This window comes from Bradyrhizobium diazoefficiens, from assembly GCF_016616235.1.
In the GTDB taxonomy this organism is placed as follows: domain Bacteria; phylum Pseudomonadota; class Alphaproteobacteria; order Rhizobiales; family Xanthobacteraceae; genus Bradyrhizobium; species Bradyrhizobium diazoefficiens_H.
Window position 1 is genome coordinate 3,809,931 of record NZ_CP067100.1, and the last position, 23,799, is coordinate 3,833,729.

Here is a 23,799-nt window from a genome sequence, read left to right on the forward strand (position 1 = left end):
CATGCCGGATCAAGCGCGACGGCGGCGAACGTTCCTACAAACATCCGATAATTCCCTGTTGTGCGGCTCGCGACCCCAAGCGCGGCGGGCGACGGGCATCGAGGGTGCACCCGGCATCCGGACGTGGTATCGCCGCACTGCAGTCAGAACCGCCGATGGGAACGACCAGGAACATCATGGAACAGCCGAGCGGACACGAGCAAAACGCCGACCAGATCGCCTATTGGAACGGTCCGAGCGGACAGCGCTGGGCCGACCGCCACGCGGCGCAGGAGAGCCTGCTCGGACCCATCGCCGAGGTGCTGATCGACCGCGCCAGGCCGAAGCCAGGTGAGCGCGTTCTCGATATCGGCTGCGGCTCCGGTGCGACGACGTTTGCGTTCGCGAAGGCGGTGGCGCCTGACGGCTTTGCGCTCGGCCTCGACGTCTCCGAGCCGATGCTGTCGCAGGCGCGAGCGTTTGCACCAAAGGGCCTGCCGCTCGATTTCGTGCTGGCGGATGCGACGGTCTATCCGTTCGAGCCGGCGAGCTTTGATCTCTTGGCGTCGCGCTTCGGCGTGATGTTCTTCGCCGACCCCATCGCCTCCTTCACCAACTTGCGCCGTGCGCTGAAGCCGGCGGGGCGGCTTGCGTTTGCCTGCTGGCGTGAGCCGAAGGAAAACCCTTGGATGATGGCGCCGCTGATGGCGGTCTACAAGCACGTGCCGAAGATGCCGCCGGTCGGACCGGAGGAGCCGGGTCCGTTCGCCTTCGCCGCCGAAGAGCGCGTGATGCGCATCCTTGGGGGCGCTGGCTTCGTCGACGTGGCGATGGAGCCACACAATCTTCCCATGGACATCGCCATCGGCGGTGGACTTGAGGCGGCCGTCGACGGCGCGCTCCAGATCGGCCCCGCCAGCCGCGCACTGCAAGGCCATCCGCCAGAGACCTATGCTGCCGCGAAAGCCTCGATCCGCGAGACACTCGCGCCGTTCCTGAAAGGGCAGAGCGTGGCGCTTCCGGGCGCGATCTGGATCGTGACGGCGAAGACGGCGTAGTCCGCCGCTCTCTCGCGTCATTGCGAGGAGCGAAGCGACGAAGCAATCCAGACTGTGTCCGCGGAAAGATTCTGGATTGCTTCGCGGAGCCTGTCATCGGGCCGCGCTTCGCGCGGACCCGGTGGCTCGCAATGACGGCGTGGAGGCAGAATGCCTCACACCACATCATCCGGCGCCAGCGCGCAGCCATTGTCCGGATGCGTCTCGATCTGGAGCGTGGTGTGGCCGATGCGAAAAGACGTCTTCAGAAGTTGTGCGGTCTCCATCAGGAAGGCATCGCCGCTCCCTGCGGGCATCACGAGGTGGCAGGTCAGCGCCGTCTCGGTGGTCGAGATCGGCCAGACATGCAGATCGTGGATCCCTGATACGCCGGGCCGCGCAAGCAGGAGCGCCCTGATCGCGGCGAGATCGATGCCCTTCGGCGCCGCCGCCATCGACATGTCGATCGAACTGCGGAGCAGGCTGATCGTGCTCCCGAGGATGACGACGCAGATGACGAGGCTGGTGACGGGATCGAGCCAGAGCCAGCCGGTCCAGATGATCAGCGCTGCCGAGACCACGACGCCGAGCGAGACCGCGGCGTCGGCGGCCATGTGCAGGTACGCGCCTTCGATGTTGATGTCGTCCTTGCGGCCGCGCGCGAATAGCATGGCGGTAAAACCGTTGATGAGGATGCCAATGCCGGCGACCACCATCACGGTGACGCCGGCGATCGGCTCCGGCGCGCGCAGCCGCAAGATCGCCTCCCACCCGATCGCGCCGGTCGCGACCAGCAGGAACACGGCATTCGCCAGCGCCGCCAGGATGGTGGAGGCGCGCAGGCCATAGGTGAAACGGCCGCCTGGGGCGCGCTTTGCCGCGATCGACGCGCCCCAGGCCACGACGAGGCCAAGCACGTCGGACAGATTATGGCCGGCGTCCGCGAGCAGCGCGGTGGAATTGCCGAGATAACCGTAGACCGCTTCGGCCACGACCAGCGCGATGTTGAGCGAAATGCCGATGGCGAACGCCTTGCCAAAACTGGCGGGTGCATGGACATGCGCGTGCCCATGATCATGGTCGTGGCCATGATCATGATGATGACCGTGATGGTCGTCGCTGCCCAAATCTAGTCCTCCCAGGAAGTTGCAGCAGCCATTGTAGGCGTTTCGCTTGTCCCGTCACGACGGAACAGCACATAGAGCGCTGGCAGCACCAGCAATGTCAGCGTTGTCGAGGAAATGATGCCGCCGATCACCACGGTCGCGAGCGGCCGCTGCACCTCGGCGCCGGCGCCAGTGGCGAGCGCCATCGGCACGAAGCCGAGCGAGGCGACCAGGGCCGTCATCAGCACCGGACGCAGCCGGGTCAACGCGCCGTCACGCACCGCCTCCGCGATGGGCCGCCCCTCGCTGCGCAGCCGCTCGATGAAGGCGATGATCACGAGCCCATTCAGCACGGCGACGCCCGACAGCGCGATGAAGCCGACGCCCGCGCTGATCGACAGGGGAATGCCGCGCAGCAACAGCGCCGCGACGCCGCCGGTCAGCGCGAGCGGCACCCCAGAGAACACCAGCGCCGCATCCGCCGCCGATCCCATCCCCATGAACAGCAGCAAGAACACCAGCAGCAGCGCCACTGGTACGACGATCGTCAGCCGCTTGGTGGCGGAGACCAGCTGCTCGAACTGTCCGCCCCAGCCGATCCAGTAGCCCGGCGGCAGCTTGACCTTCTCCGCGACGGCGGCTTGCGTCTCAGCGACGAAGGAGCGCAGGTCGCGTCCGCGAACATTGGCCATCACCACCACCCGGCGCTTGCCGTTCTCGCGGCTGATCTGGTTCGGCCCGGGTGCGATCTCGATCGCCGCGACGGAGGAGAGCGGCACATAGCGCAGCCCCGTGTTTCCGCCAGCCCATGCGGTCTTCGTCACGGCCGCGATATCCTCGCCCAGTGGCAGCGGGATCGGCAGCGACTTTATCGCATCCGGATCGGCGCGCAGGCTTTCCGGCAGCCGCACCACGATGTCGAAGCGGCGGTCGCCCTCGAACAGCTTTCCGGCCGGCTTGCCGCCGATCGCGATCTCGACCAGATTTTGCACCTCGCCGAGGCTGAGGCCGTAGCGCGACAGCGCCTGGCGGTCGAGCTTGACGGTTAGGATCGGCAGGCCTGCGATCTGCTCGGCCTTGACGTCGGCCGCGCCCTCGATGCCGCGCACCACGCCATTGACCTGCTGGGCGATGCCCGCGAGGACGTCGAGATCGTCGCCGAAGATCTTGACGCCGACATCGCTGCGGATGCCGGCGATGAGCTCGTTGAAGCGCATCTGGATCGGCTGGGTCATGCCATAGGCGGTGCCGGGCAGGGTGTTGGCGGCGCGTTCGAGCTCGGCGACCACCTCGTCCTTCGGCTTGGCCGGATCGGGCCAGTCCTCGCGCGGCTTCAGCGTCACATAGGTATCTGCGGCATTCGGCGGCATCGGATCGTTGGCGATCTCGGCGGTGCCGATCTTGGAGAAGATGGTCGCGACCTCCGGCACCCGCTTGATCGCGTTCTCCAGGCGGAGCTGCATGTCGACGCTCTGGGTCAGGCTGGTGCCGGGAATGCGAATGGTCTCAATGGTGATGTCGCCCTCGTCGAGACGAGGGATGAACTCGCCGCCCATGCGTGTGGCCGCAAAGAGGCTGCCGGCGACGATCAGCACCGCACCGAACGCAACGCTGCGGCGGTAGCGGATGGCGCGATCGAGCAGCGGCACATAGAGACGCTTCGCCGCACGCATAAAAATGTTCTCCGTCTCCGAGATCTTGCCGGTGACGACGATCGCAACCGCGGCCGGCACGAAGGTGACCGACAGCAGCGCCGCGCCCGCGAGCGCCATCAGCACGGTCAGCGCCATCGGCGTGAACATCTTGCCCTCGGTGCCCGTCAGCGTCAGGACGGGAAGGTAGACCACGGCGATGATGAGCGTGCCGAACAGGCTCGGCTTGATCACCTCGCTGCTTGCGGCGCGGATCGTCTCCATCCGCTCCTCCAATGTCAGCAGCCGGCCGCGCCGGTGCTGCTCGGCGGCGAGCAGCCGCAGGCAGTTCTCGACGATGATGACCGCGCCGTCGACGATGATGCCGAAGTCGATGGCGCCGAGACTCATCAGATTGGCACTGACCTTGCTCTCGACCATGCCCGATATCGTGAACAGCATCGAGAGCGGGATGATGCAGGCCGTGATCAGCGCGGCGCGGATGTTGCCGAGGATCAGGAACAGCACCGCGATCACCAGCGCCGCGCCCTCGACCAGATTTTTTTCGACGGTCTGGATGGTGGCTTCGACCAGATGGGTGCGGTCGTAAACGGCGCGCGCGATCACGCCGTCGGGCAGCGATTTCGCGATCTCCGCGAGCCTGGCCTTCACGCGCTGGGCCACGCTGCGGCTGTTCTCGCCGATCAGCAGCATGGCGGTGCCAAGTACGGTCTCGGCGCCGTTCGCCGTTGCCGCGCCGGTGCGTAGATCCTGGCCTTCGCTGACGTCGGCGACATCGCGGATGCGCACCGGCACGCCGCCGCGCGAGCCGATCACGATGTCGCGGATGTCAGCGATATCAGCGACCTGGCCGGGCGCGCGCACGAGATATTGCTCGCCATTGCGCTCGATATAGCCGGCGCCGACATTGGCGTTGTTGGCGGCGAGCGCCGTCATGATGTCGCGGAAGCCGAGCTTGTAGGCCATCAGCCGGCCGGGGATCGGCAGCACGTGAAACTGCCGCTCATGCCCGCCGATCGAGTTGACCTCGATCACGCCGGGAATGGTGCGCAGCTGCGGCTTGATGATCCAGTCCTGGATCGTGCGCAATTCCGTCGGCGTAAACTCGGTCCCAGCCTGTGACTTCGCGCCGGGCTTGGCTTCGACGGAATAGACGTAGATCTCGCCAAGCCCGGTCGAGATCGGTCCCATCGCGACCTCGGTGCCTGCAGGGAGCTGGTCCTTGGCCTGCTGGATGCGTTCATTGACGAGCTGTCGCGCGAAATAGATGTCGGTGCCGTCCTGGAACACGACGGTGACCTGGCTCAGCCCGTAGCGCGAGATCGAGCGGGTGTAGTCGAGCCTCGGCAAACCGGCCATCGCGGTCTCGATCGGGAAGGTAATGCGCTGCTCGGCCTCGAGCGGCGACAGGCCCGGTGCGCGCGTGTTGATCTGGACCTGGACGTTGGTGACGTCGGGCACGGCGTCGATCGGCAGGCGGGTGAAATTCCAGGCCCCGAAGGCGCCGGCCGCCAGCGCGAGGAGGACCACGAGCCATCGTTGACGAATTGAGAAGCCGAGGAGCGCGTCAATCATGATCGGCGTCTCCCTTGCCCATTTCCGCCTTCACGACAAAGCTGTTTTCGGCGACGTAGCGCTCGCCGGCCGAGAGCCCTGCGCGGATCTCCACGAATTTCGGGTCGGAATCGCCGAGCTCGACGGGGCGCGCCTCGATCTTGTCGCCGTCCTCGCGCACGAACACGATGGTCCTGTTCTCCAACGTCTGGATCGCGCTGCGGCGCACGGCGACCGCAACATTGCGGGCGGCGAGGATCAGCCGCGCCGTCACGAACAGGCCGGGCCGCAGGCGCCCGTCCGGATTTGGCAGCACCACGCGGGCGAGCGCGGTCTGGGTTTCGCTCGAGCCGATCGGCGCCATATAGGAGATCGTGCCCTTGATCTCGCCGCGGCCGTCGTCGGGATCGATCAGCACTTCGTCGCCGAGGCGGACACGCTTTAGATCCTGCCGGTAGATCGACAGATCAACCCAGATACTAGAGAGATCGGCGAGGACGAAAGCGGGTTTCTGCTCGGAAGCGTATTCGCCGAGCGAGATCTGCCGCTCGATGACGGTGCCGGCGAACGGCGCCGTCAGCTCGTAGACGGTCAGGCTCTGGTTGCTCTCGATCGCGGCGAGCAGATCGTCTTTGGCGACCTTGTCGCCAATGCGCTTCTGGATCGATTTGACGATTCCCGGAAAGCGAGGCGTGACCTGCACGACGGCTTCCTGATTGGCGCGCAAAATGCCGTTGAACGAGAGCGTGTCGGTCAGCGTGGCGTTCGCGGCCTCCGCCAGCGTCACGCCCGCGGCGGCGAGCTTGACGTCGGAGATGCGGATGCGGTCGGCGCCGTGCTCGTCCTGCTCGACATGATCGTTCGGCTTCTCCGGCTTCTTCTCCGCGGCATGCTCGACGGGCACGACCTTGGCCGGCGCGAGTATGGAATAGCCGTAAGCGCCGAGCGCGGCGGCAATCACGGCCATGAGGATGGTGGGAGCTGTCTTCATCGTGCGCCCTCCCGCGCGAGCGTGAAGGGATTGCCGACGAGGCCCTCGATGGTGGCAACACCGACATGAAAGTTTTGCAATGCCTCCTGCTCGCGCAGGCGCGCCTGCGCCACGCTGGCCTGGGCGTCGAGCACTTCGAGCAGCGTGAAGCGGCCCTGGCCGTAACCTTGCGAAATCGCCTCGGCCGCTTCGCTCGCCTTGGGGATCGCGGTCTCGCGCAGCACCGCGAGCTCGCGCAGCGAGCCCTGGAGCGAGTCATAGGCGCGGCCCGCGACCACAATCAGGGTATTGCGGTTGGCCTCACGCTCGGCGCGGGTCTTGGCGAGGCTTTCCTGCGCCGAGAGGATGTTGCCCTGGTTCTGGTCGAACACGGGGATCGGCACCGAGACGGTGAGGCGCACCGCATCGTCATTGGTCTCGTTGAAATGGCGCCAGCCGGCGGCGATCCGCACGTCGGGATAAGGCCTCAAGCGCGCCATCAGCAGCTCGGCATTGCGCTGAGCGTAGATCGCGGTCCAGCGCACCAGCTGCGGATTGGCGTCGATGGCGGCAACGACCGACTGGAACGTCGGCGGCTTGCCCATGGTGTCGAGCCGGCCGGAGACGTCGCCGAATTTCGCGGCGGGGTCGCCCATCAGCACCGCGAGCTCGCGCCGGGCGCTCGCCAGCGTCGCCTTCAGGCGTTCGCGGTCGGCCTTCACCAGAGCGGAGGCGACCTCGGCGCGGCCGGTCTCGGCCGGCGAGGAGGCGCCGGCTTCGACACGGCGGTGCAGCAGCGGCGTCAGCCGGTCGATCGCGACGATCTGCTCGTCGAGGATCTGGATGCGCCGCTGCGCGCCGAGCACGCTGAGAAAGGCGATCGCCGTCTCCGACAGCACCTCCAGCCTGACGGCCTTGCGCTGGATCGCGGCGACCTCGACGCCGGCCGCACCGGCTGCGACCCGCGCCTCGCGCTTGCCGAACAGCTCGAAGGCCTGGCTGATCTGGAGCGTGGTCTCGGCCGATCGCGTCCCGCGATATTTGCCGGAGCCGAATGAATCGTCCTGTTCATAGGACAATTCCGGATTGAGCAGCGCGCCGGCCTGGATGCGCTGGCCGGTGGCGATGCCGACATCGCGCTCCGCGGCCGTGAGCCGCGGGCTCGCCGCCAGCGCGCGCGAGAGCGCGCTCCGCATCGTCAAAGTCTCGGCATGAGACGGTCCGAGCGCCAATCCAGCAACAAGACACGCTGCCGCGCACGCCAAGCGCGCGGCCATTCCCTTGCGAAACATGAAACCGACCTATGAAGGATGAACCTAATGGGCGCGGGGCGCCCGACCAATCCGTTCAGGCAATCGGCTTGGGAGGCGGAGAGTCGGTATCGGGGATAATTCCGGCGAGCCGGGGTGCACATTGTGGGCGCGATGCAGACACACGCGCGATCGACACGGCCGATGGCGCCGGCTGCGCCACCGTCACCGAGAAGCAGCCATGGCAATGATGTCCGCCGATCGCCTTGTCGTCGCCGCGATCTGTGGAGCCGTCAAGCAACGCAGCGATCTCCGAGCCGCTGGCGGGCGTGGTCACGTCGATGCCGTGCACGCCGTGCAGCGCGCCCGCGAGCAGGTAGACGACCGCGATCAGCACAGCCAGCAGCCCGCGCCAGTTGCGCGGGCGGCAAGATCCTGAAGGCCGGCGGTTCGCGAGCACGACGTCACTCTGATTGCGGGTCTGCGTCCGGCCTAGCATGGAGGCGGGAACAGTGTCGACCCGGAACATTGTTACGTTCTGGGAACAACTGTCGCAGCAGCGCAAGACGAGCGCTTCTCACTGACGGGCGATGACTCGTCGGTGTGAGACAAGCGTCTCGATCGCGACTGCGCGGGCCGGATCCGGAACATGGCTGATGTCAGCGGCCTCGACCGTGATGACAGCATGACAGCTCGCTTCCATCGCCCGCTCCAGCCATTTGATGGCTTGTCGATCCATTGATGGTGGTGCTCGGGATCGGCGAGGGCCTTCTCCCGGAAAACATTCGCCTGATGCAGGCACGCCGTTCTGCGATCCACCTGCGGTGCTCCCGATCTGGAGGTTCCGCCCCGATCGCATCTTTGATGATCCAGATGGCGGCGTCGTTAACATAGGACAGGCGACGGGCGGGTCAGGCGGTTGCACGTGCGGAAAGGCCCCAGCTCCGGGGCTGACCGGCTGGGGTCTTTTGCGCTCACAATCTTCGTCCTTGGGACTTGGACAGACAATCCGCATCTCGCGGGTTCGTTCCGCGGGGCGCGCCGAATTAGGAACGTTCCTCGGACCTCCTGATTAGGGACTGGGAATCTTGAGGAGGATGGACCATGGACGGACTGATTTATCTCATCGGCCTGATCGTCGTGATCATGGCGATCCTGTCGTTCTTCGGCCTGCGCTGAGAGAGCCGCGATGACAATTGAAACTCTCGTGCAGGAAGACGTGATGGAGGGCGGCGCGGCGATGGCCGACGAGCGGAGGAGCATCCAGTGGAGCTCCGTCGTCGCCGGCGCTTTGGCCGCAGGGGCGATGTCGTTCATCCTGGTCAGCTTTGGCGTTGCCATCGGCCTCGGTGTCAGCTCGGCTTCGCCGAGCTGGCGCGATGCATCGGCGGCGCTGGCATTGCTGTCGGGGCTGTATCTGATCATCCAGGCGATCATCAGCTTCGGCTTCGGCGGTTACATTGCCGGCCGGACGGCGCGGCCGGCGCCCGCACTGGCAACGATCGAGGACGACGCCGAGCGGCGGGACGGGGTTCATGGACTGATGTCCTGGGCTTTGGCCGTGCTGATCGGCGCCATGCTGCTGGCGATCCTCGGCGCAGCGGCGATCGACCGTTCGCCGATGCGCAGCGGGGCCGGCAACGCGACCTCCGCCGAGCCGCTGCTCAGCTACGAGCTTGACAAGCTGTTCCGCGCCCCGCGCCGGCCTCCCAACACCGACATGCGGGATGCCCGCGCCGAGGCCGGGCGCATCCTCATGACGTCGTCGAGCCACAGCGGCGTCAGCACCGACGACCGGAGTTATCTGGTGCAGCAGGTCGCCGCGGTCACGGGATTGGCGGCCCCGGATTCCGAACGGCGTGTCGATGCGGCGATTGCGCAGTCGCAGACGGCCATCAACCGCGCGCGGCGCAGCTCGATCATCGTGGCCTTCTCGGTGGCGGCGGCCGCCCTGATCGGCGCCGCGGTCGCCTGGGCTGCCGCCGTGGCCGGCGGACGGCACCGCGATGGCGAGCCGTTGCCGAACTGGATGGCAAGCTCGAACCGCTTCCATCGCAACCCCCGCGCGATGCCGGTGCCGTAGCTTGCAAGCGATGGCCGGGAGCAAGCCCGGCCATTCCCGCCTTAAGCCCGCTCCTCCCAGATCATCGCCAGATGCACGATGGTCTGCACCGCCTTCTCCATGTCCTGCCGGCTGACCCACTCGAGCCGCGAATGGAAGGCGTGCTCGCCGGCAAAGATGTTGGGGCAGGGCAGGCCCATGAAGGACAGGCGCGAGCCGTCGGTGCCGCCGCGGATCGCGGTGCGCATCGGACGCAGGCCGGCGCGTCGGATCGCCTCGATGGCGTATTCGAGGATGTGCGGGTGACGGTCGATCACCTGCTTCATGTTGCGGTACTGCTCGCGCACCTCGAACGTGTAGGTCGAGCGCGGATAGTCCTTCATCACGTCCTTGACGATGGTCTCGAGCAGGGCCTCTTTCTCCCTCAAGCCTTCCTCGGTGAAGTCGCGCACGATGAAGGCGAGCGTCGCCTGCTCCAGCGCGCCTTCGATGCTGATCGGATGCAGAAAACCCTGCTTGCCTGAGGTCGTCTCCGGCGAGCAGCCCTCCTTCGGCAGACGCTCGACGATGGCGGCCGCGACCTTGATCGCGTGCTCCATCTTGCCCTTGGCATAGCCGGGATGGGCGCTGACGCCGTTGATGACGATGGTGGCGCCATCAGCCGAGAAGGTCTCGTCCTCGACGCAGCCGGCGCTCTCGCCGTCCATGGTGTAGCCGAAATCGGCGCCCAACTTCTTCAGGTCGACATTGTCGACGCCGCGGCCGATCTCCTCGTCCGGCGTGAACAGGATCTTGATGGTGCCGTGCTTGACGTCGGGATTGTTGATGAAGAAATGCGCGGCATCCATGATTTCGGCGACGCCGGCCTTGTTGTCGGCGCCCAGCAGCGTGGTGCCGTCGGTGGTGATGATGTCGTTGCCGATCTGGTTTTTCAGCGCGGGGTGTTCGGCGAAGCGGATCACCTGGCTGGTGTCGCCCGGCAGCGTGATGTCGCCGCCGCGATAGTTCTTCACCATTTGCGGTTTGACGTCCTTGCCGGTGACGTCGGGCGAGGTGTCCATGTGCGAGCAGAAGCAGATCACCGGCACCTTCTTGTCGGTGTTGCCCGGGATCGTGGCATAAACATAACCGTAATCGTCCAGATGGGCGTCGGTGATGCCCATGGTCTTCAGCTCGGCGGCGAGCACGCGGCCGAGATCTTTCTGCTTCTCGGTCGAGGGCGAGCTGGGGGATTCCGGATCGGACTGGGTGTCGATGGTGACGTAGCGCAGGAAGCGCTCGGTCACGGTATGGGTGAAGGTGAGGGAGGACATGTCTGGTCAACCGCCGGGTCTTTGGGGGAAGCAGGCGGTATATCAGAAAAGCGAGCCGCGTTGCGGCCGGACGAGGCGGGATCAGGCTTAACGGGACGTAAGCAGCTAGATCGCCTCTTTCAGTTCCTTGACCGGGCGGAACGCGACCTTCTTGCTGGCCTTGATGTGGATCGCCTCGCCGGTGGCGGGATTGCGGCCGGTGCGGGCCGCGCGCTTGCGGACCTGGAGGATGCCAAGGCCGACGATGCGGACGCGGTCGCCCTTCTTCAGGTGCTTGGTGATCAGCTCGACCAAGTCGGTGAGGACGGCCTCTGCGTGCTTTTTCGAGAGGTCCTGGCTCTCCGCGATATCGGCGGCAAGATGCTTGAGCGTGATGGTGGCGGGCGCGGCAGCCTTCTTTGCCGAATCCTTCTTAGCCATGTCTGGCCTCCTCGCTTCCTGCCGGTCTCTGGGAGGGCCCGAAACCCACGCAAGTTGCGGAAGGCGTAGACGATTCGGGGCCGGACTGACTACGTCAGGGGACGCGGAAGCCGCCGGCGTGCGCTCAGCCGGCGCGAGACGGGACTATTCCGGCCATGGATGCCAACGTCCTTGACTTCACCTAGTCCCGCCTTTAAGTCCCCCCTCGTTCCGCAGACATTTGCGTGTCACGCGGGAGTAGCTCAGTTGGTTAGAGCGCCGGCCTGTCACGCCGGAGGTCGCGGGTTCGAGCCCCGTCTCTCGCGCCATTTTTGGCAGCATCTTCAAACCCTTATTGCTGAATCTTCACCGCGCTCGACAATGCGGGCATCGCCGCGCGTTTAATCCGGCGCCTTGGGCCGGATATCGAGTATCCTATACGGCCGCTTCAGCGACACGATCCTGGCCACCTCGGATATCGTCAGTTGCGGGTTGCGCTCGGCGAGCCGGCTCACCTCGTCCGGCTGCATCACCGCCACCACGCGATTTTGAACTCGCGCAATATCTTCGACCGTGACCGCATGAATGGGACCCTTCACGTAGACGAGCATGTTGTACTCGGCCGTCGTCGCCATCACGTAGAGCGGGCCGGGGCGGGTCCTGAGCGCGTCGCTGATCGCGGTTCCCGCGATCTGGCTCTCCCTAAAGAGATGCGGCCACAACGGCATCACCACCCATCCGCGCAGCAGCAGGCCGGTGAAAATGAGGCAGGTGACGACGAGTGTCGACACGATCACCCGCGGGTGGTCGTAGCGCCACCGGTCGAACATCAGGCCACAGATGACCGCCAGCGTCATCGTGGCCGGCATGGCATAGCGCGCGGCGACGCCGCCGGGCCAAAGAACGAGGACGAGCGTGCAGGCCAGGGTGTAGATGACGCAGACCAGCAGCAAGTCGTGCCGGCTGTCCTTCCATGTCCCAAGCATGGCTGCCATCGCCGGACCGATCAGGATGCTGCCCGGCAGGGATTCGGCGATCAGGCTCTTGATGAAGTCGAGATGATCCCGGATTCGTTCTGCGGGCGACATCTGGTCCGACAATCTGGAATGCGCCTGCCAGACGTCGATGTCGCCGGGCTGAAGCACGAGCCCGTACCAGGCGCCGATGATCAATGCGGCCAGCGTGTTTGCGCCAACAAATCCGGCGATCTGCTCTCGCGCCTTGAGCAGGAGATAGGCGCCGATTCCGAGCGTGAAATACGCAACAGGCTGCGGTCCCTTGGTCAGTCCGGCCAGGGCCAGCAACAGGCCGACGCCAAGCCAGGTCGGCCAGCCGACACGCCTGGCGATCGTGGCCTGCCACCACAGAAACAGTGCGGCGAACAGCAGCGTCGAGACCACGATGTCTGCTTCGGCGTTGATGAACTTCGCCGCCACCATCGGCATGCACACCCAGCAGAATGCGCCAAACACCGAGCCGCTCTTGCTGACCGCATTCCGCCTCAGCAATTCGTAGATCAGCACGCTACCAACAAGGAAAAATGCGAGATGCGGTATGCGCAGCGACCAAAGACTGACCCCGCCGGTCAGATCGCCGAGCAGCGCAGCCATCCACGACGCCAGGACCGGTCTTTCGATGAAGCGCTCGCCGTAGATGAAAGGCTGGAGCCAGTGACCATCCTCGAGCGCGCCGCGCGCCATCGCCAGGATGCGGCCTTCCTCGAGGTTCGAAGCGCGAATGAGCGTGGCCGGGATCGCCTGGACCATGAAGATGGCCAGGACCCAGGCGATCGGCCAGCGCGCGCGATCCAGCTCGCAAAACCGGGCGAGCATCCACTCTCCAGGCCGAAACGACACATCCACCGCCCTCGCAACGATCGAGCGAGGCGGCCCTGCTCCAGGCCTCATGACGGCTCCAGCTCTGGCGCAAAACAGGAGTTAAAAATTGCAACGTGATTTCAATCGATTATTGCCCAAACGAGATCGGTGCGCCGGCGCGCCTACTGCCCTCGTTGGACCCGCCGGCGCGGCCGGCGGGTCCATCTCCATAAAGCAAAACGGCCGCCAGTGGCAGCCGTTTGGTGTCAAACCGGACCTTTTTCGGGCTATCAGCGCATCTCGGAGGTGCCCGCGCTCGTCACGACCACCGGCTTTCCGGCCTTGATCACGTGCGTGGACTGCGCGGTCTGGCTGTAATCGGCGTTGGTGCGGGCTGCGATTCCGAAACCGGCCACCGCGATGCCGGCAATCAGCGCCACCACCACGATCTTCAGATGGGTCGCACGATCAGCAGAGTGAATTGAGTGGTTCATCTGAGCCTCCCGACGGGCTTTGCCGCCGTCTATAGGCTCTTTTTCTAAGGGCGATCTGTTTCCGGATGGTTTCGCCGGTTCCGCAAAATGGTTTCATTAATACGCCCGCTTGGTTTCGCCGGGCTTGCGGCCGGACTTGATCTCAGACCGCCGCCCGGTGCGGCAGGTCGATCAGCTCACGGCCATCGCCGCCGAGATGCTCGGCAGCTCGAAGAGATCGCGCTGATCTCGCAGCAGTCTCCGGACATGTTGGAGTGCTTCTAAGAGTTTTTCTAAGAGGCTTTCAATTTGGGAATTCGCGCGCGCTCACATAAGCGTCGCTGCAAGCGCATGCCGTGCGGGGACCGGCGGCATGACGCATCGAACTGCAGCTTCGGGGTGGCGCGTTGAACAGTCTGGGAATGCTGCGGTCGGCCGTATTGGCGACCGCGTCCGCTTTCGTGTTGATGCCGCAGGCATCGCTGGCGCAATCGTTGGGACAGGGCGGCGCGCAGAATTTGCCGTCGGTGACCGTCACCGCGCCGGAAGCACGACGCCGTGCGCCCGCCGCCATCGTGCGCACCACGCTGAGACGCCCAGTGCAGACCGTCAGCCGGAACAAGCCGCTGCCCCAGCGCAGTGTCGGCTTCGTCGAGACGCCGACCGGGCCGGTGAACGGCTACGTCGCCACGCGCAGCTCCTCGGGCACCAAGACCAACACGCCGATCATGGAGACGCCGCAGTCGGTGTCGGTGATCGGCGCCGAGCAGATCCGCGACCAAAAGATCGTCAGCAAGTTCGATGAGGTGCTGCGTTACACGCCCGGCGTGATCGGCGGCACCTACGGCGCCGATTTCCGCAACGACTGGTTCTTAATCCGCGGCTTCCCTGCGCAGAACGAGTCACTGTTCCTCGACGGCCTCCAGCTCTTTTACACCTCCTATGCGAGCTGGAAACTGCAACCATTCAACCTCGAGCGCGTCGAGGTGCTGCGCGGGCCGTCCGGCATCCTGTACGGCGGCTCGGCGCCGGGCGGTCTCGTCAACGCGATGAGCAAGCTGCCGCGCGCCGAGCCGGTGCGCTATCTCGAGGTCGGCATCAACAGTTACGGCAACGCCTACACGGCATTCGACATCGGCGGCGTGGTCCCACAGCCCGGCAACGGGCAAGTGTTGTACCGGTTTGTCGGCAAGGTGCAGGGCGGCGGCACTCAGACCGACTATATCTACGACAACAACTTCTTCTTCGCGCCGTCGGTGACCTGGCGGCCGGACGCCGACACCAGGCTCACTGTCTACGCCACGGCTGCGCACAACAACACTAGGGCGGAGAACTTCCTGCCCTATGTCGGCACCGTCACCAACGCGCCGTTCGGCCGCATTCCCACCAGCCTTTTCGTCGGCGATCCCCGCGCCGATCAATTTCGCCGCGAGCAGGAGACGCTCGGCTACCAGTTAGAGAAGAACATCACGGACAGTCTCGACTTCCGCCAGAATGCCCGCTTCGGGCATGTCGACGTCTTCTACACCGGCCTCTACGGGCTGGGCTACGCGACGACGCCGGCGGCCGCCGACATCATGCGCGGCAATTTCTACGCCCGCGGCGTCGCCAACCAGTTAAACCTAGACAACCAGCTCGAGTACCGCTTCGCCATCGGCGCGCTGCAGCACACCGCGCTGCTCGGCGTCGACCTCAAGCATTACGCCCTCGACGACCGGCAGGGCTTTGCGGTGGGCACCAATCTCAACGTGCTCAATCCGGTCTACGGCGTCAACGCGCCGTTCAACGGAGCGCTGTATCAGGACGCCTATCTCACTCAGGGCATGGCCGCAGTTTATCTCCAGGATCAGGTCAAGCTCGATCGGCTGACGGTGGTGCTGTCCGGCCGTCAGGACTGGGTCGACCTCGTCAACCATAACCGGCTCGGCCCAGATCAAAGTCGTGAAGACAGCAAGTTCTCCGGCCGCGTCGGCGCGATCTACAACCTCGACTTAGGCGTCGCGCCCTATGTCTCCTACATGACGGGCTACAATCCGATCATCGGCATCAATTCGGCCGGACGGCTGCAGCTGCCGGAGACATCGGAGCAGACCGAGGTCGGCGTGAAGTACGAGCCGGTTGGGCTCAACGCCCGGTTCAGCGTCGCGTGGTTCGATCTGAAGCGCAAGAATGCGCTGACAAGCGATCCGAACAATCCGCTGTTCCAGACCCAGAACGGCGAGGTCACCTCGCGTGGCGTCGAGCTCGAGGCGGTGGCGAACATCACGCCGGAGTTCAAGCTGGTGGCGAGCTACACCAATTATGATCTGTTCGTGAGCCAGGACCTCAATCCCGCGCTGATCGGCACCGTTCCGACCAATACTCCCCGGGAGTTCGCCTCGGTCTGGACCGACTATACATTCAGCGACGGTCCGCTGCGGGGCTTCGGCCTTGGCGGCGGCGTGCGCTACGTCGGCTCGTCCTTTGCCGACACCGCGAACACCGCGCTCGTTCCGTCCTTCGTGCTGGGCGATCTCGCCGTGCACTATGAATGGGACAACCACTGGCGCGCGGCGCTCAACGTCGCGAACGTGACGGACAAGATCTACGTCGCAAGCTGCGCGGTCGTCACCTCATGCTACTACGGCGACCGTCGCCGCATCACCGCGAGCCTCGCCTACAAATGGTGATGGCGGGCTACGGAAGGGCGTAATGAAGGCGCGCACGGTCAGGCTCTGGTCGGTGGTCCATACCTGGACCAGCTTGATCTCGACATTGTTCCTGCTGCTGCTCTGCCTGACCGGCCTGCCGCTGATCTTCCATCACGAGATCGATGAGCTGCTGGGCTATGCCCCCCAGCCCGGAGCTCATGCGGGCGCGGCGCGCGCGACGACGCAGGCCGTCGCCGACGCCGCGCTCGCCGCCGATTCCGGCCGCGTGCTGCAATACATCTCCTGGGATAAGGACGAGCCTGGCATCGTCACCGCCTTCACCAACAGCGCCGTCAACGGACCGCCCGACAACGCGACGGTGCGCGCCTTCGATGCGGTTTCGACCAAACCGCTCGGGCCGGTCGGCGTCGGGCCGATGCTGATCATGCTCAAGCTGCACACCGACATGTTCGCCGGCCAGCCCGGCAAACTGTTTTTGGGCGGAATGGGCCTGTTATTCGCCATCGCCATCGTCTCCGGCGTGGTGCTGTACTGGCCGTTCACCCGCCGGCTGCGCTTTGCCACCATTCGTGACAGTTCCTCGCGCCGCGTGCGCTGGCTCGACTGGCACAATCTGATCGGGGTGGTGACAGTGGCCTGGGCGCTGGTGGTGGGCCTCACCGGCGTCGTCAACACCTGGGCCGAGCTGATGCTGAACCAGTGGAAGGCGACCGAGCTCGCCAGCATGGCCGCGCCCTATGCCGGCAAGCCGCCGCCCTCGCATCTCGCCTCGCTCGATGTCGTCGTCGCGCGCGCCAGACAGGCCGCGCCCGGCATGGAGGTCGCCTTCATTGCGTTTCCGGGCACGCCGTTCACTTCGTCGCATCACTTCGCCGCCTTCATGCGCGGCGACACGGCTTTGACGGCGCGGCTGCTCAAGCCGGTGCTTCTCGACGGCGAGAGCGGGGAGGTGGCCGATGCCCGCGCGCTGCCGCTCTATCTCCAGGCGCTCTTGATCTCGCAGCCGCTGCATTTCGGCGACTATGGCGGCATGCCGCTGAAGGTGATCTGGGCTGCGCTCGACCTGCTCACCATCGTTGTGATCGGCAGCGGTCTCTATCTCTGGCTGGCGCGACGGCGCAAGCGTGCGCCCGCCAGAGCTCACGCATTCGCCAGACGAGCCCCGGTCCCGTCGTGATGCATGGCTCCTCTGACCGATCGCGCCTGTGGATACGTGTCTTTGCTGCACCGATCCTGCTCGCGGCCGCCACCATCACGGGCCTCTTGGCCGCGCTGCTCTGGGGCGAACTCGGCCAATATGTCGCCTGGGTGACGGTGGGGGCGCCTGTCTTCGTTGTAAGTTGGATTTTGCTGCGCCGCGGCCTAAATAAAGTGAGCCTGCTCAACAGCGGACGTCACGGCCGGCGCGCGTGAACTGATCGGGATCGCCCTTGCTGGGCTCGTCGATCTGCTCCATACCAGCCGCGGGGCGATTCCGGGACTTCCAACGGTCTGGGGGCGGGCAAAGGGCCTAAAACGAGCGTGTCTTGCGCCCATTGGTGCACTGCGCTAAGGCTCAGAATAATTCCAAATCGGACGAATCCGTGGCTGTCCCGAGGCTGCGGGAAAAAGGGCTCGTCAATGAGCGGCATCTTACAGAACTATCTTCCACTCGTCGTCTTTATAGGAGTAGCGGGCCTCATTGGCCTCGTCCTGCTGATCGCGCCCTTCATCGTCGCGTTCCAGCAGCCGGACCCGGAAAAGCTGTCGGCCTATGAGTGCGGTTTCAACGCCTTCGACGACGCTCGCATGAAATTCGACGTCCGCTTCTATCTGGTCGCCATCCTCTTCATCATCTTCGATCTCGAGGTGGCGTTCCTGTTTCCCTGGGCGGTGGCGTTCGGCAAGCTTGGCGCGACCGGCTTCTGGTCCATGGTGGTGTTCCTCGCCGTGCTGACGGTCGGGTTCGCCTATGAATGGAAGAAAGGGGCACTCGAATGGGATTGAACCCTGCAACGTCCGCCGGTCCGGTTCTCGCGCCGGCTCCCAAGGGCATTCTGGATCCGTCGACCGGCAAGCCGGTCGGGGCCAATGATCCGTTCTTCCTCGAGGTCAATCACGAGCTGTCCGACAAGGGCTTCTTCGTCGCCGCGACCGACGACCTCATCACCTGGGCGCGCACCGGCTCCTTGATGTGGATGACCTTCGGTCTCGCTTGCTGCGCGGTCGAGATGATGCAGGTGTCGATGCCGCGCTACGACGTCGAGCGCTTCGGCTTCGCCCCGCGCGCCTCGCCGCGCCAGTCCGACGTGATGATCGTCGCGGGGACGCTGACCAACAAGATGGCGCCGGCTTTGCGCAAGGTCTACGACCAGATGCCCGAGCCGCGCTACGTCATCTCGATGGGCTCCTGCGCCAATGGCGGCGGCTACTATCATTATTCCTATTCGGTCGTGCGCGGCTGCGACCGCATCGTGCCGATCGACATCTACGTGCCGGGCTGCCCGCCCACCGCCGAAGCGCTGCTCTACGGCATCTTGCTGCTGCAAAAGAAGATCCGGCGCACCGGCACCATCGAACGCTAAGGTTTTACGTCATGGATGACGGCAAGCTCGACGCCCTTGGGCAAACGATCGTTAGCGCGCTTCCGGGCGCCGCCACCGGTCACACAGTGGCTTTCAACCAACTCACGGTCGATGTCGAGGCCAGCAGGATCGTCGAGGTGGTCAGACACCTCCGCGACGATCCGAACTGCCGCTTTGTCAACATCACCGATATCACGGCGGTCGACTATCCCTCGCGCGAGAAGCGCTTCGACGTGATCTATCACTTCCTGTCACCGACCCTGAACGCGCGGATCCGGCTCAAGGCCCAAGCCGACGAGACCACGCAGGTGCCGTCGCTGATCGAGGAATTCCCCGGCGCCGACTGGTTCGAGCGCGAGGCCTACGATCTCTACGGCGTGTTCTTCGTCGGCCATCCCGACATGCGCCGCATCCTCACCGACTACGGTTTCGAAGGTCACCCGCTGCGCAAGGATTTCCCCCTGACCGGTTTCGTCGAGGTCCGCTACGACGACCAGGAGAAGCGCGTGGTGTACGAGCCCGTCAAGCTCAGCCAGGAATTCCGCAAGTTCGATTTCCTCTCGCCGTGGGAAGGGGCGGACTATCCGTTGCCGGGGGATGAAAAGGCGGGGCCGAAGAGCTGATCATGAACGAGCAACCGCAGAATCTCCGTAACTTCACCATCAACTTCGGCCCGCAGCACCCGGCCGCGCATGGCGTGTTGCGTCTGGTGCTGGAGCTCGACGGCGAAGTCGTCGAGCGCGTCGATCCGCATATCGGCCTGCTTCATCGCGGCACCGAGAAACTGATCGAGCAGAAGACTTATCTCCAGGCGATTCCGTATTTCGACCGCCTCGACTACGTCGCGCCGATGAACCAGGAGCATGCGTTCTGCCTCGCCGCCGAGAAGCTGCTCGGCATCGAGGTGCCGCGGCGCGGCCAGCTGATCCGCGTGCTCTATTGCGAGATCGGCCGCATCCTCTCGCACCTGCTCAACGTCACCACGCAGGCGATGGACGTCGGCGCGCTAACCCCGCCGCTGTGGGGCTTCGAAGAGCGCGAGAAGCTGATGGTGTTCTACGAGCGCGCCTCGGGCAGCCGCATGCATGCGGCCTACTTCCGCGTCGGCGGCGTGCATCAGGATCTGCCGCAGAAGCTGGTCGACGATATCGAGGCCTGGTGCGACCCGTTCCTGACGGTCGTGGACGACCTCGACCGCCTGCTCACTGCCAACCGCATCTTCAAGCAGCGCAACGTCGACATCGGCGTGGTGCCGCTGAACGAAGCCTGGGCATGGGGCTTTTCGGGCGTGATGGTGCGCGGCTCGGGCGCGGCCTGGGACCTGCGCAAGTCGCAGCCCTATGAGTGCTACGCCGAGATGGATTTCGACATTCCGATCGGCAAGAACGGCGACTGCTACGACCGCTACCTGATCCGCATGGAAGAGATGCGCCAGTCCGTGCGCATCATGAAGCAGTGCATCCAGAAGCTGAACGCGCCTGACGGGAAGGGCCCCGTCGTTGTCGCCGACAACAAGGTCGCACCGCCGCGCCGCGGCGAGATGAAGCGCTCGATGGAAGCGCTGATCCACCATTTCAAGCTCTACACCGAGGGTGTCCACGTGCCGGCCGGCGAAATCTACGCCGCGGTCGAAGCGCCCAAGGGCGAGTTCGGCGTCTATCTCGTCTCCGACGGCACCAACAAGCCCTACAAGTGCAAGATCCGCGCGCCGGGCTTTGCGCATCTCCAGGCCATGGACCACATCTGCCGCGGCCATCTGCTCGCCGACGTCTCGGCGATCCTCGGCTCGCTCGACATTGTGTTCGGAGAGGTCGATCGGTGATGGCGCAGGCGCCAATCCAGTTTGACCGTGCCTCGGGGGCCCTTGAAGGGGCCAACCTGTGGGAGCGGACGGCTGCCTTGGCGCTCGTGACGGGATCGAAGATCTCGTCACACTTCTCGCATATGGGCTACATCGCCTGCGCCAACCTGCTGCGCAAGACGCTGCCCGAGCGCAACATCGCGATCAGGCTCAATCCGGACGCCGTGTTCGAATTCCCCTATGGCGACGGCTATTGGAGCAAGCTGCTCAACCGCTCGTATAATTATGAGGACGAGCTCGAGCTGCTGTTTGCCGACTCCGTCGACGTCGACTACACGCTGCTCGATTGCGGCGCCAATTACGGCTATTGGTCGGTGCTGGTATCGAGCAAGCCGTTCGGCGCCCACAAGGCGATCGCGATCGAGCCGTCGGGGCAGAACTATCCGAAGCTCGCCAACAATGCGCGCGTCAACGGCAACCGTTTCGAGACCATGAAATGCGCCATCGGCGCGAGCCGCGGCACTGCGCGGCTATCAGGCACCAAGCACGAGGCCTTCAGCATCGCTGGCGATCCGTCTGACGGCGGCGAGGAAGTGCCGGTCATCGCGCTCGACAATCTGATCGATGACGGCAAGGTGGCGGCGAGCGGCAAGTACCTGGTCAAGCTCGACGTCGAGGGCGTCGAGATCGAGGCGATCAAGGGCGGCGCCCGGCTGCTCGAGGCCGACAGCGTCATCATGTGCGAGGAGCACGGCAGCGATCGCTCGCATGCCGTGTCGCGCTACATCCTCGAACAGACCCCGCTGAAGCTGATCGTGTTCGATCCGCGCAGCAATCGGATGGAAACCGTGACCGAGCTGTCGATCCTCGACCGCATCAAGGTCTCGACCCATGTCGGCTACAACGTTTTCGGCACCGCAAGCGCATTCTGGCAGGACAGGATCGAAGCCCTGAATGCCAGGAACCTGAATGCCAAGACTTCGCGCCGTATGCAGTGAGAGATTGAAGAGATGTCCGTCCGCCGATTAGCACCGAAGGAAGTCCAGCCCGCGAGCTTTGCGTTCACGGAGGAGAACCTCGCATTCGCCAAGCAGCAGATCGCGAAATATCCGGCCGGCCGGCAAGCCTCTGCCGTGATCGCGATCATGTGGCGCGCGCAGGAGCAGCATGACGGCTGGGTGCCGGAAGCCGCGATCCGCGTCATCGCCGACCTGCTCCACATGCCCTATATCCGCGTGCTGGAAGTGGCGACCTTCTACACGATGTTCCAGCTCGCGCCCGTCGGCAAGAAGGCCCACGTCCAGGTCTGCGGCACCACGCCGTGCCGCCTGCGCGGCGCCGAGGACCTCATCCACGTTTGCGAGCATCGCATCCATCACGAGCCCTTCCATCTCTCCAAGGATGGCAATTTCAGCTGGGAAGAGGTGGAGTGCCTGGGCGCCTGCGTGAATGCGCCGATGGTGTTGATCGGCAAGGATACCTATGAGGACCTGACCAAGGAAAGCTTCGGCAAGGTGCTCGACGGCTTCGCTTCGGGTAATCCGCCCAAACCCGGTCCGCAGAATGGCCGCCAGTTCTCGGCGCCGATCACCGGGCCGACCACGCTGAAGGAGATCACCTGATGCGTGATCTCTCGTCGCCTTCAGTGCAGGGGAGCGGTGCCGTGAAGAAATGGGGCTTCATCGCGATGCATGCCGCGGTCGCGGCCAGCTTCATTTTCCTGCTTCAGCGTTTCGGCCTGAACGCGTCGCTGGAATCCAGCCTGCTCTGGGCGCTGACCTTCGCCGTCTGCGCCGCCGGGCTTGCCTACAAGCAAGCCAACCGTTGATCGGAAAGCACTGATATGCTCGAGGACAAGGATCGCATCTTCAAGAACCTGTACGGCCTCCACGATTGGGGGCTCGAGGGTGCGCGCCGTCGCGGCGCCTGGGATGGCACCAAGGCCATCATCGACAAGGGCCGCGACTGGATCATCAACGAAATGAAGGCCTCGGGTCTGCGCGGCCGCGGCGGCGCCGGCTTCCCGACCGGCCTGAAATGGTCGTTCATGCCGAAGGAATCGACCGACGGCCGGCCGAGCTATCTCGTCGTCAACGCCGACGAGTCGGAGCCCGGCACCTGCAAGGATCGCGAGATCATGCGGCACGATCCGCATCTGTTGATCGAGGGCTGCCTGATCGCCAGCTGCGCGATGAACGCGCATGCCTGCTACATCTATGTCCGCGGCGAGTTCATCCGCGAGCGCGAGCACCTCCAGGCCGCGATCGACCAGGCCTACGAGGCCAAGCTGGTCGGCAAGGACAACGTCAACGGCTGGCCGTTCGACATCTATGTCGCGCACGGCGCCGGCGCCTATATCTGCGGCGAGGAGACCGCGCTGCTCGAAAGCCTCGAGGGCAAGAAGGGCCAGCCGCGGTTGAAGCCGCCGTTCCCCGCCAATGTCGGTCTGTTCGGCTGCCCGACCACCGTCAATAATGTCGAGTCGATCGCGGTTGCGCCTGATATCCTGCGCCGCGGCGCCGCCTGGTTCGCCGGCATCGGCCGTCCCAACAATGTCGGGACCAAATTGTTCTGCATTTCCGGCCATGTCGAGCGGCCCTGCAACGTCGAAGAGGCCATGGGCATTCCGTTCCGTGAGCTGATCGACAAGCATTGCGGCGGCATCCGCGGCGGCTGGGACAACCTCAAGGCCGTGATCCCCGGCGGCTCTTCGGTGCGCATGGTGCCGGCCGAGCAGATCATCGACACGCCGATGGACTTCGACAGCTTGAGCAAGCTGCGCTCGGGTCTCGGCACCGCGGCCGTGATTGTGATGGACAAGTCCACCGATCTGATCCGTGCCATTGCCCGCATCTCCTATTTCTACAAGCACGAGAGCTGCGGCCAGTGCACACCGTGCCGCGAGGGCACGGGATGGATGTGGCGCGTGCTGACCCGCATGGCCGAGGGCCGCGCGCATAAGCGCGAGATCGACATGCTGCTGGAGGTGACAAAGCAGGTCGAAGGCCACACCATCTGCGCGCTCGGGGACGCTGCCGCTTGGCCGATCCAGGGCCTGATTGCGCATTTCCGTCACGAGATCGAAGCGCGCATCGACCAGTATTCGCATAGGGCCGATGTCGACGATATCGGCGTCCGCGATCCCGTCAACATGGTCGCGGCGGAGTAGGG

22 protein-coding genes and 1 tRNA gene are annotated in these 23,799 nt (G+C 64.9%); 14 read left to right on the top strand and 9 right to left on the bottom strand.

Translation table 11 applies throughout. The features are described 5' to 3' along the window. Positions 1 to 176 precede the first annotated feature (176 nt). The gene (locus JJB99_RS18070; RefSeq protein WP_200500208.1) at positions 177 to 1,037 is read left to right on the top strand and encodes a class I SAM-dependent methyltransferase; all 861 of its coding nucleotides are present in this window, start codon (positions 177 to 179) and stop codon (positions 1,035 to 1,037) included. 155 nt (positions 1,038 to 1,192) lie between these two features. Here JJB99_RS18070 and JJB99_RS18075 read toward each other — a convergent pair whose 3' ends face one another. Genes JJB99_RS18075 through JJB99_RS18095 form a run of 5 tightly spaced genes read right to left on the bottom strand, consistent with a single transcriptional unit; the run spans position 1,193 to position 8,077 of the window. Continuing rightward, positions 1,193 to 2,143, bottom strand: coding sequence for a cation diffusion facilitator family transporter (locus JJB99_RS18075; protein ID WP_200499977.1), 951 nt, complete (start codon positions 2,141 to 2,143; stop codon positions 1,193 to 1,195). Between the two features lie 2 nt (positions 2,144 to 2,145). Then, positions 2,146 to 5,349: an efflux RND transporter permease subunit gene (locus tag JJB99_RS18080; RefSeq protein ID WP_200499978.1), complete on the bottom strand. Its 3,204-nt coding sequence runs from the start codon at positions 5,347 to 5,349 to the stop codon at positions 2,146 to 2,148. After that, positions 5,342 to 6,319, bottom strand: a complete 978-nt coding sequence (ihpB, locus tag JJB99_RS18085; protein ID WP_200499979.1) for a divalent metal ion exporter adaptor subunit IhpB — start codon at positions 6,317 to 6,319, stop codon at positions 5,342 to 5,344. The genes JJB99_RS18080 and ihpB overlap by 8 nt, the downstream gene beginning before the upstream one ends. Further along, positions 6,316 to 7,590: a divalent metal ion exporter subunit IhpA gene (ihpA, locus tag JJB99_RS18090; protein ID WP_200499980.1), complete on the bottom strand. Its 1,275-nt coding sequence runs from the start codon at positions 7,588 to 7,590 to the stop codon at positions 6,316 to 6,318. Before ihpA ends, ihpB begins: the two co-directional genes overlap by 4 nt. Before the next feature lie 55 nt (positions 7,591 to 7,645). After that, positions 7,646 to 8,077 (bottom strand): hypothetical protein, encoded by a 432-nt coding sequence (locus tag JJB99_RS18095; protein WP_349629021.1) that lies wholly within the window; start codon positions 8,075 to 8,077, stop codon positions 7,646 to 7,648. Positions 8,078 to 8,737: 660 nt separating this feature from the next. On the opposite strand from JJB99_RS18095, the gene JJB99_RS18100 reads away from it, so the two are divergent. Continuing rightward, complete coding sequence (locus tag JJB99_RS18100) at positions 8,738 to 9,631, top strand: hypothetical protein (protein ID WP_200499981.1); 894 nt, start codon at positions 8,738 to 8,740, stop codon at positions 9,629 to 9,631. Between the two features lie 41 nt (positions 9,632 to 9,672). Here the strand turns inward: JJB99_RS18100 and pepT are convergent, their stop codons facing one another. Beyond that, positions 9,673 to 10,923: a peptidase T gene (gene pepT, locus JJB99_RS18105; RefSeq protein ID WP_200499982.1), complete on the bottom strand. Its 1,251-nt coding sequence runs from the start codon at positions 10,921 to 10,923 to the stop codon at positions 9,673 to 9,675. A 105-nt stretch (positions 10,924 to 11,028) separates the two neighbouring features. Further along, positions 11,029 to 11,343, bottom strand: coding sequence for an HU family DNA-binding protein (locus JJB99_RS18110; protein ID WP_200499983.1), 315 nt, complete (start codon positions 11,341 to 11,343; stop codon positions 11,029 to 11,031). 231 nt (positions 11,344 to 11,574) lie between these two features. On the opposite strand from JJB99_RS18110, the gene JJB99_RS18115 reads away from it, so the two are divergent. After that, positions 11,575 to 11,651: transfer RNA gene (locus JJB99_RS18115), tRNA-Asp, on the top strand. 72 nt (positions 11,652 to 11,723) lie between these two features. Here JJB99_RS18115 and JJB99_RS18120 read toward each other — a convergent pair. Both JJB99_RS18120 and JJB99_RS18125 read right to left on the bottom strand, forming a co-directional pair. Further along, positions 11,724 to 13,154 (bottom strand): ArnT family glycosyltransferase, encoded by a 1,431-nt coding sequence (locus tag JJB99_RS18120; protein WP_246775286.1) that lies wholly within the window; start codon positions 13,152 to 13,154, stop codon positions 11,724 to 11,726. A gap of 275 nt (positions 13,155 to 13,429) precedes the next feature. Beyond that, positions 13,430 to 13,633 (bottom strand): hypothetical protein, encoded by a 204-nt coding sequence (locus JJB99_RS18125; RefSeq protein WP_200499985.1) that lies wholly within the window; start codon positions 13,631 to 13,633, stop codon positions 13,430 to 13,432. Between the two features lie 401 nt (positions 13,634 to 14,034). Here JJB99_RS18125 and JJB99_RS18130 point away from each other — a divergent pair, with 401 nt between their 5' ends. The 11 genes from JJB99_RS18130 to nuoF all read left to right on the top strand — a co-directional run bounded on the left by JJB99_RS18130 (position 14,035) and on the right by nuoF (position 23,797). Next, complete coding sequence (locus JJB99_RS18130) at positions 14,035 to 16,281, top strand: TonB-dependent siderophore receptor (protein WP_200499986.1); 2,247 nt, start codon at positions 14,035 to 14,037, stop codon at positions 16,279 to 16,281. Positions 16,282 to 16,303: 22 nt separating this feature from the next. Beyond that, on the top strand, positions 16,304 to 17,440 hold the full coding sequence (locus tag JJB99_RS18135) for a PepSY-associated TM helix domain-containing protein (protein WP_200499987.1): 1,137 nt from the start codon (positions 16,304 to 16,306) through the stop codon (positions 17,438 to 17,440). Beyond that, positions 17,440 to 17,676: a hypothetical protein gene (locus JJB99_RS18140; RefSeq protein WP_200499988.1), complete on the top strand. Its 237-nt coding sequence runs from the start codon at positions 17,440 to 17,442 to the stop codon at positions 17,674 to 17,676. Before JJB99_RS18135 ends, JJB99_RS18140 begins: the two co-directional genes overlap by 1 nt. Positions 17,677 to 17,883: 207 nt before the next feature. Beyond that, the gene (locus JJB99_RS18145) at positions 17,884 to 18,249 is read left to right on the top strand and encodes an NADH-quinone oxidoreductase subunit A (protein ID WP_008136158.1); all 366 of its coding nucleotides are present in this window, start codon (positions 17,884 to 17,886) and stop codon (positions 18,247 to 18,249) included. Further along, on the top strand, positions 18,240 to 18,827 hold the full coding sequence (locus tag JJB99_RS18150; protein WP_200499989.1) for a NuoB/complex I 20 kDa subunit family protein: 588 nt from the start codon (positions 18,240 to 18,242) through the stop codon (positions 18,825 to 18,827). The genes JJB99_RS18145 and JJB99_RS18150 overlap by 10 nt, the downstream gene beginning before the upstream one ends. Before the next feature lie 11 nt (positions 18,828 to 18,838). Further along, the gene (locus JJB99_RS18155) at positions 18,839 to 19,450 is read left to right on the top strand and encodes an NADH-quinone oxidoreductase subunit C (protein WP_200499990.1); all 612 of its coding nucleotides are present in this window, start codon (positions 18,839 to 18,841) and stop codon (positions 19,448 to 19,450) included. Positions 19,451 to 19,452: 2 nt separating this feature from the next. Continuing rightward, the gene (locus JJB99_RS18160; RefSeq protein WP_200499991.1) at positions 19,453 to 20,649 is read left to right on the top strand and encodes an NADH-quinone oxidoreductase subunit D; all 1,197 of its coding nucleotides are present in this window, start codon (positions 19,453 to 19,455) and stop codon (positions 20,647 to 20,649) included. After that, complete coding sequence (locus JJB99_RS18165; protein ID WP_200499992.1) at positions 20,649 to 21,626, top strand: FkbM family methyltransferase; 978 nt, start codon at positions 20,649 to 20,651, stop codon at positions 21,624 to 21,626. The genes JJB99_RS18160 and JJB99_RS18165 overlap by 1 nt, the downstream gene beginning before the upstream one ends. Before the next feature lie 12 nt (positions 21,627 to 21,638). Beyond that, positions 21,639 to 22,250 carry an NADH-quinone oxidoreductase subunit NuoE gene (gene nuoE / locus JJB99_RS18170; protein WP_200499993.1) on the top strand — a complete coding sequence of 204 codons (612 nt, stop codon included), beginning with the start codon at positions 21,639 to 21,641 and terminating at the stop codon, positions 22,248 to 22,250. Beyond that, positions 22,250 to 22,456 carry a hypothetical protein gene (locus tag JJB99_RS18175; protein WP_200499994.1) on the top strand — a complete coding sequence of 69 codons (207 nt, stop codon included), beginning with the start codon at positions 22,250 to 22,252 and terminating at the stop codon, positions 22,454 to 22,456. The genes nuoE and JJB99_RS18175 overlap by 1 nt, the downstream gene beginning before the upstream one ends. Positions 22,457 to 22,471: 15 nt before the next feature. Then, positions 22,472 to 23,797 (top strand): NADH-quinone oxidoreductase subunit NuoF, encoded by a 1,326-nt coding sequence (nuoF, locus tag JJB99_RS18180; RefSeq protein WP_200499995.1) that lies wholly within the window; start codon positions 22,472 to 22,474, stop codon positions 23,795 to 23,797. Positions 23,798 to 23,799: the final 2 nt, after the last annotated feature.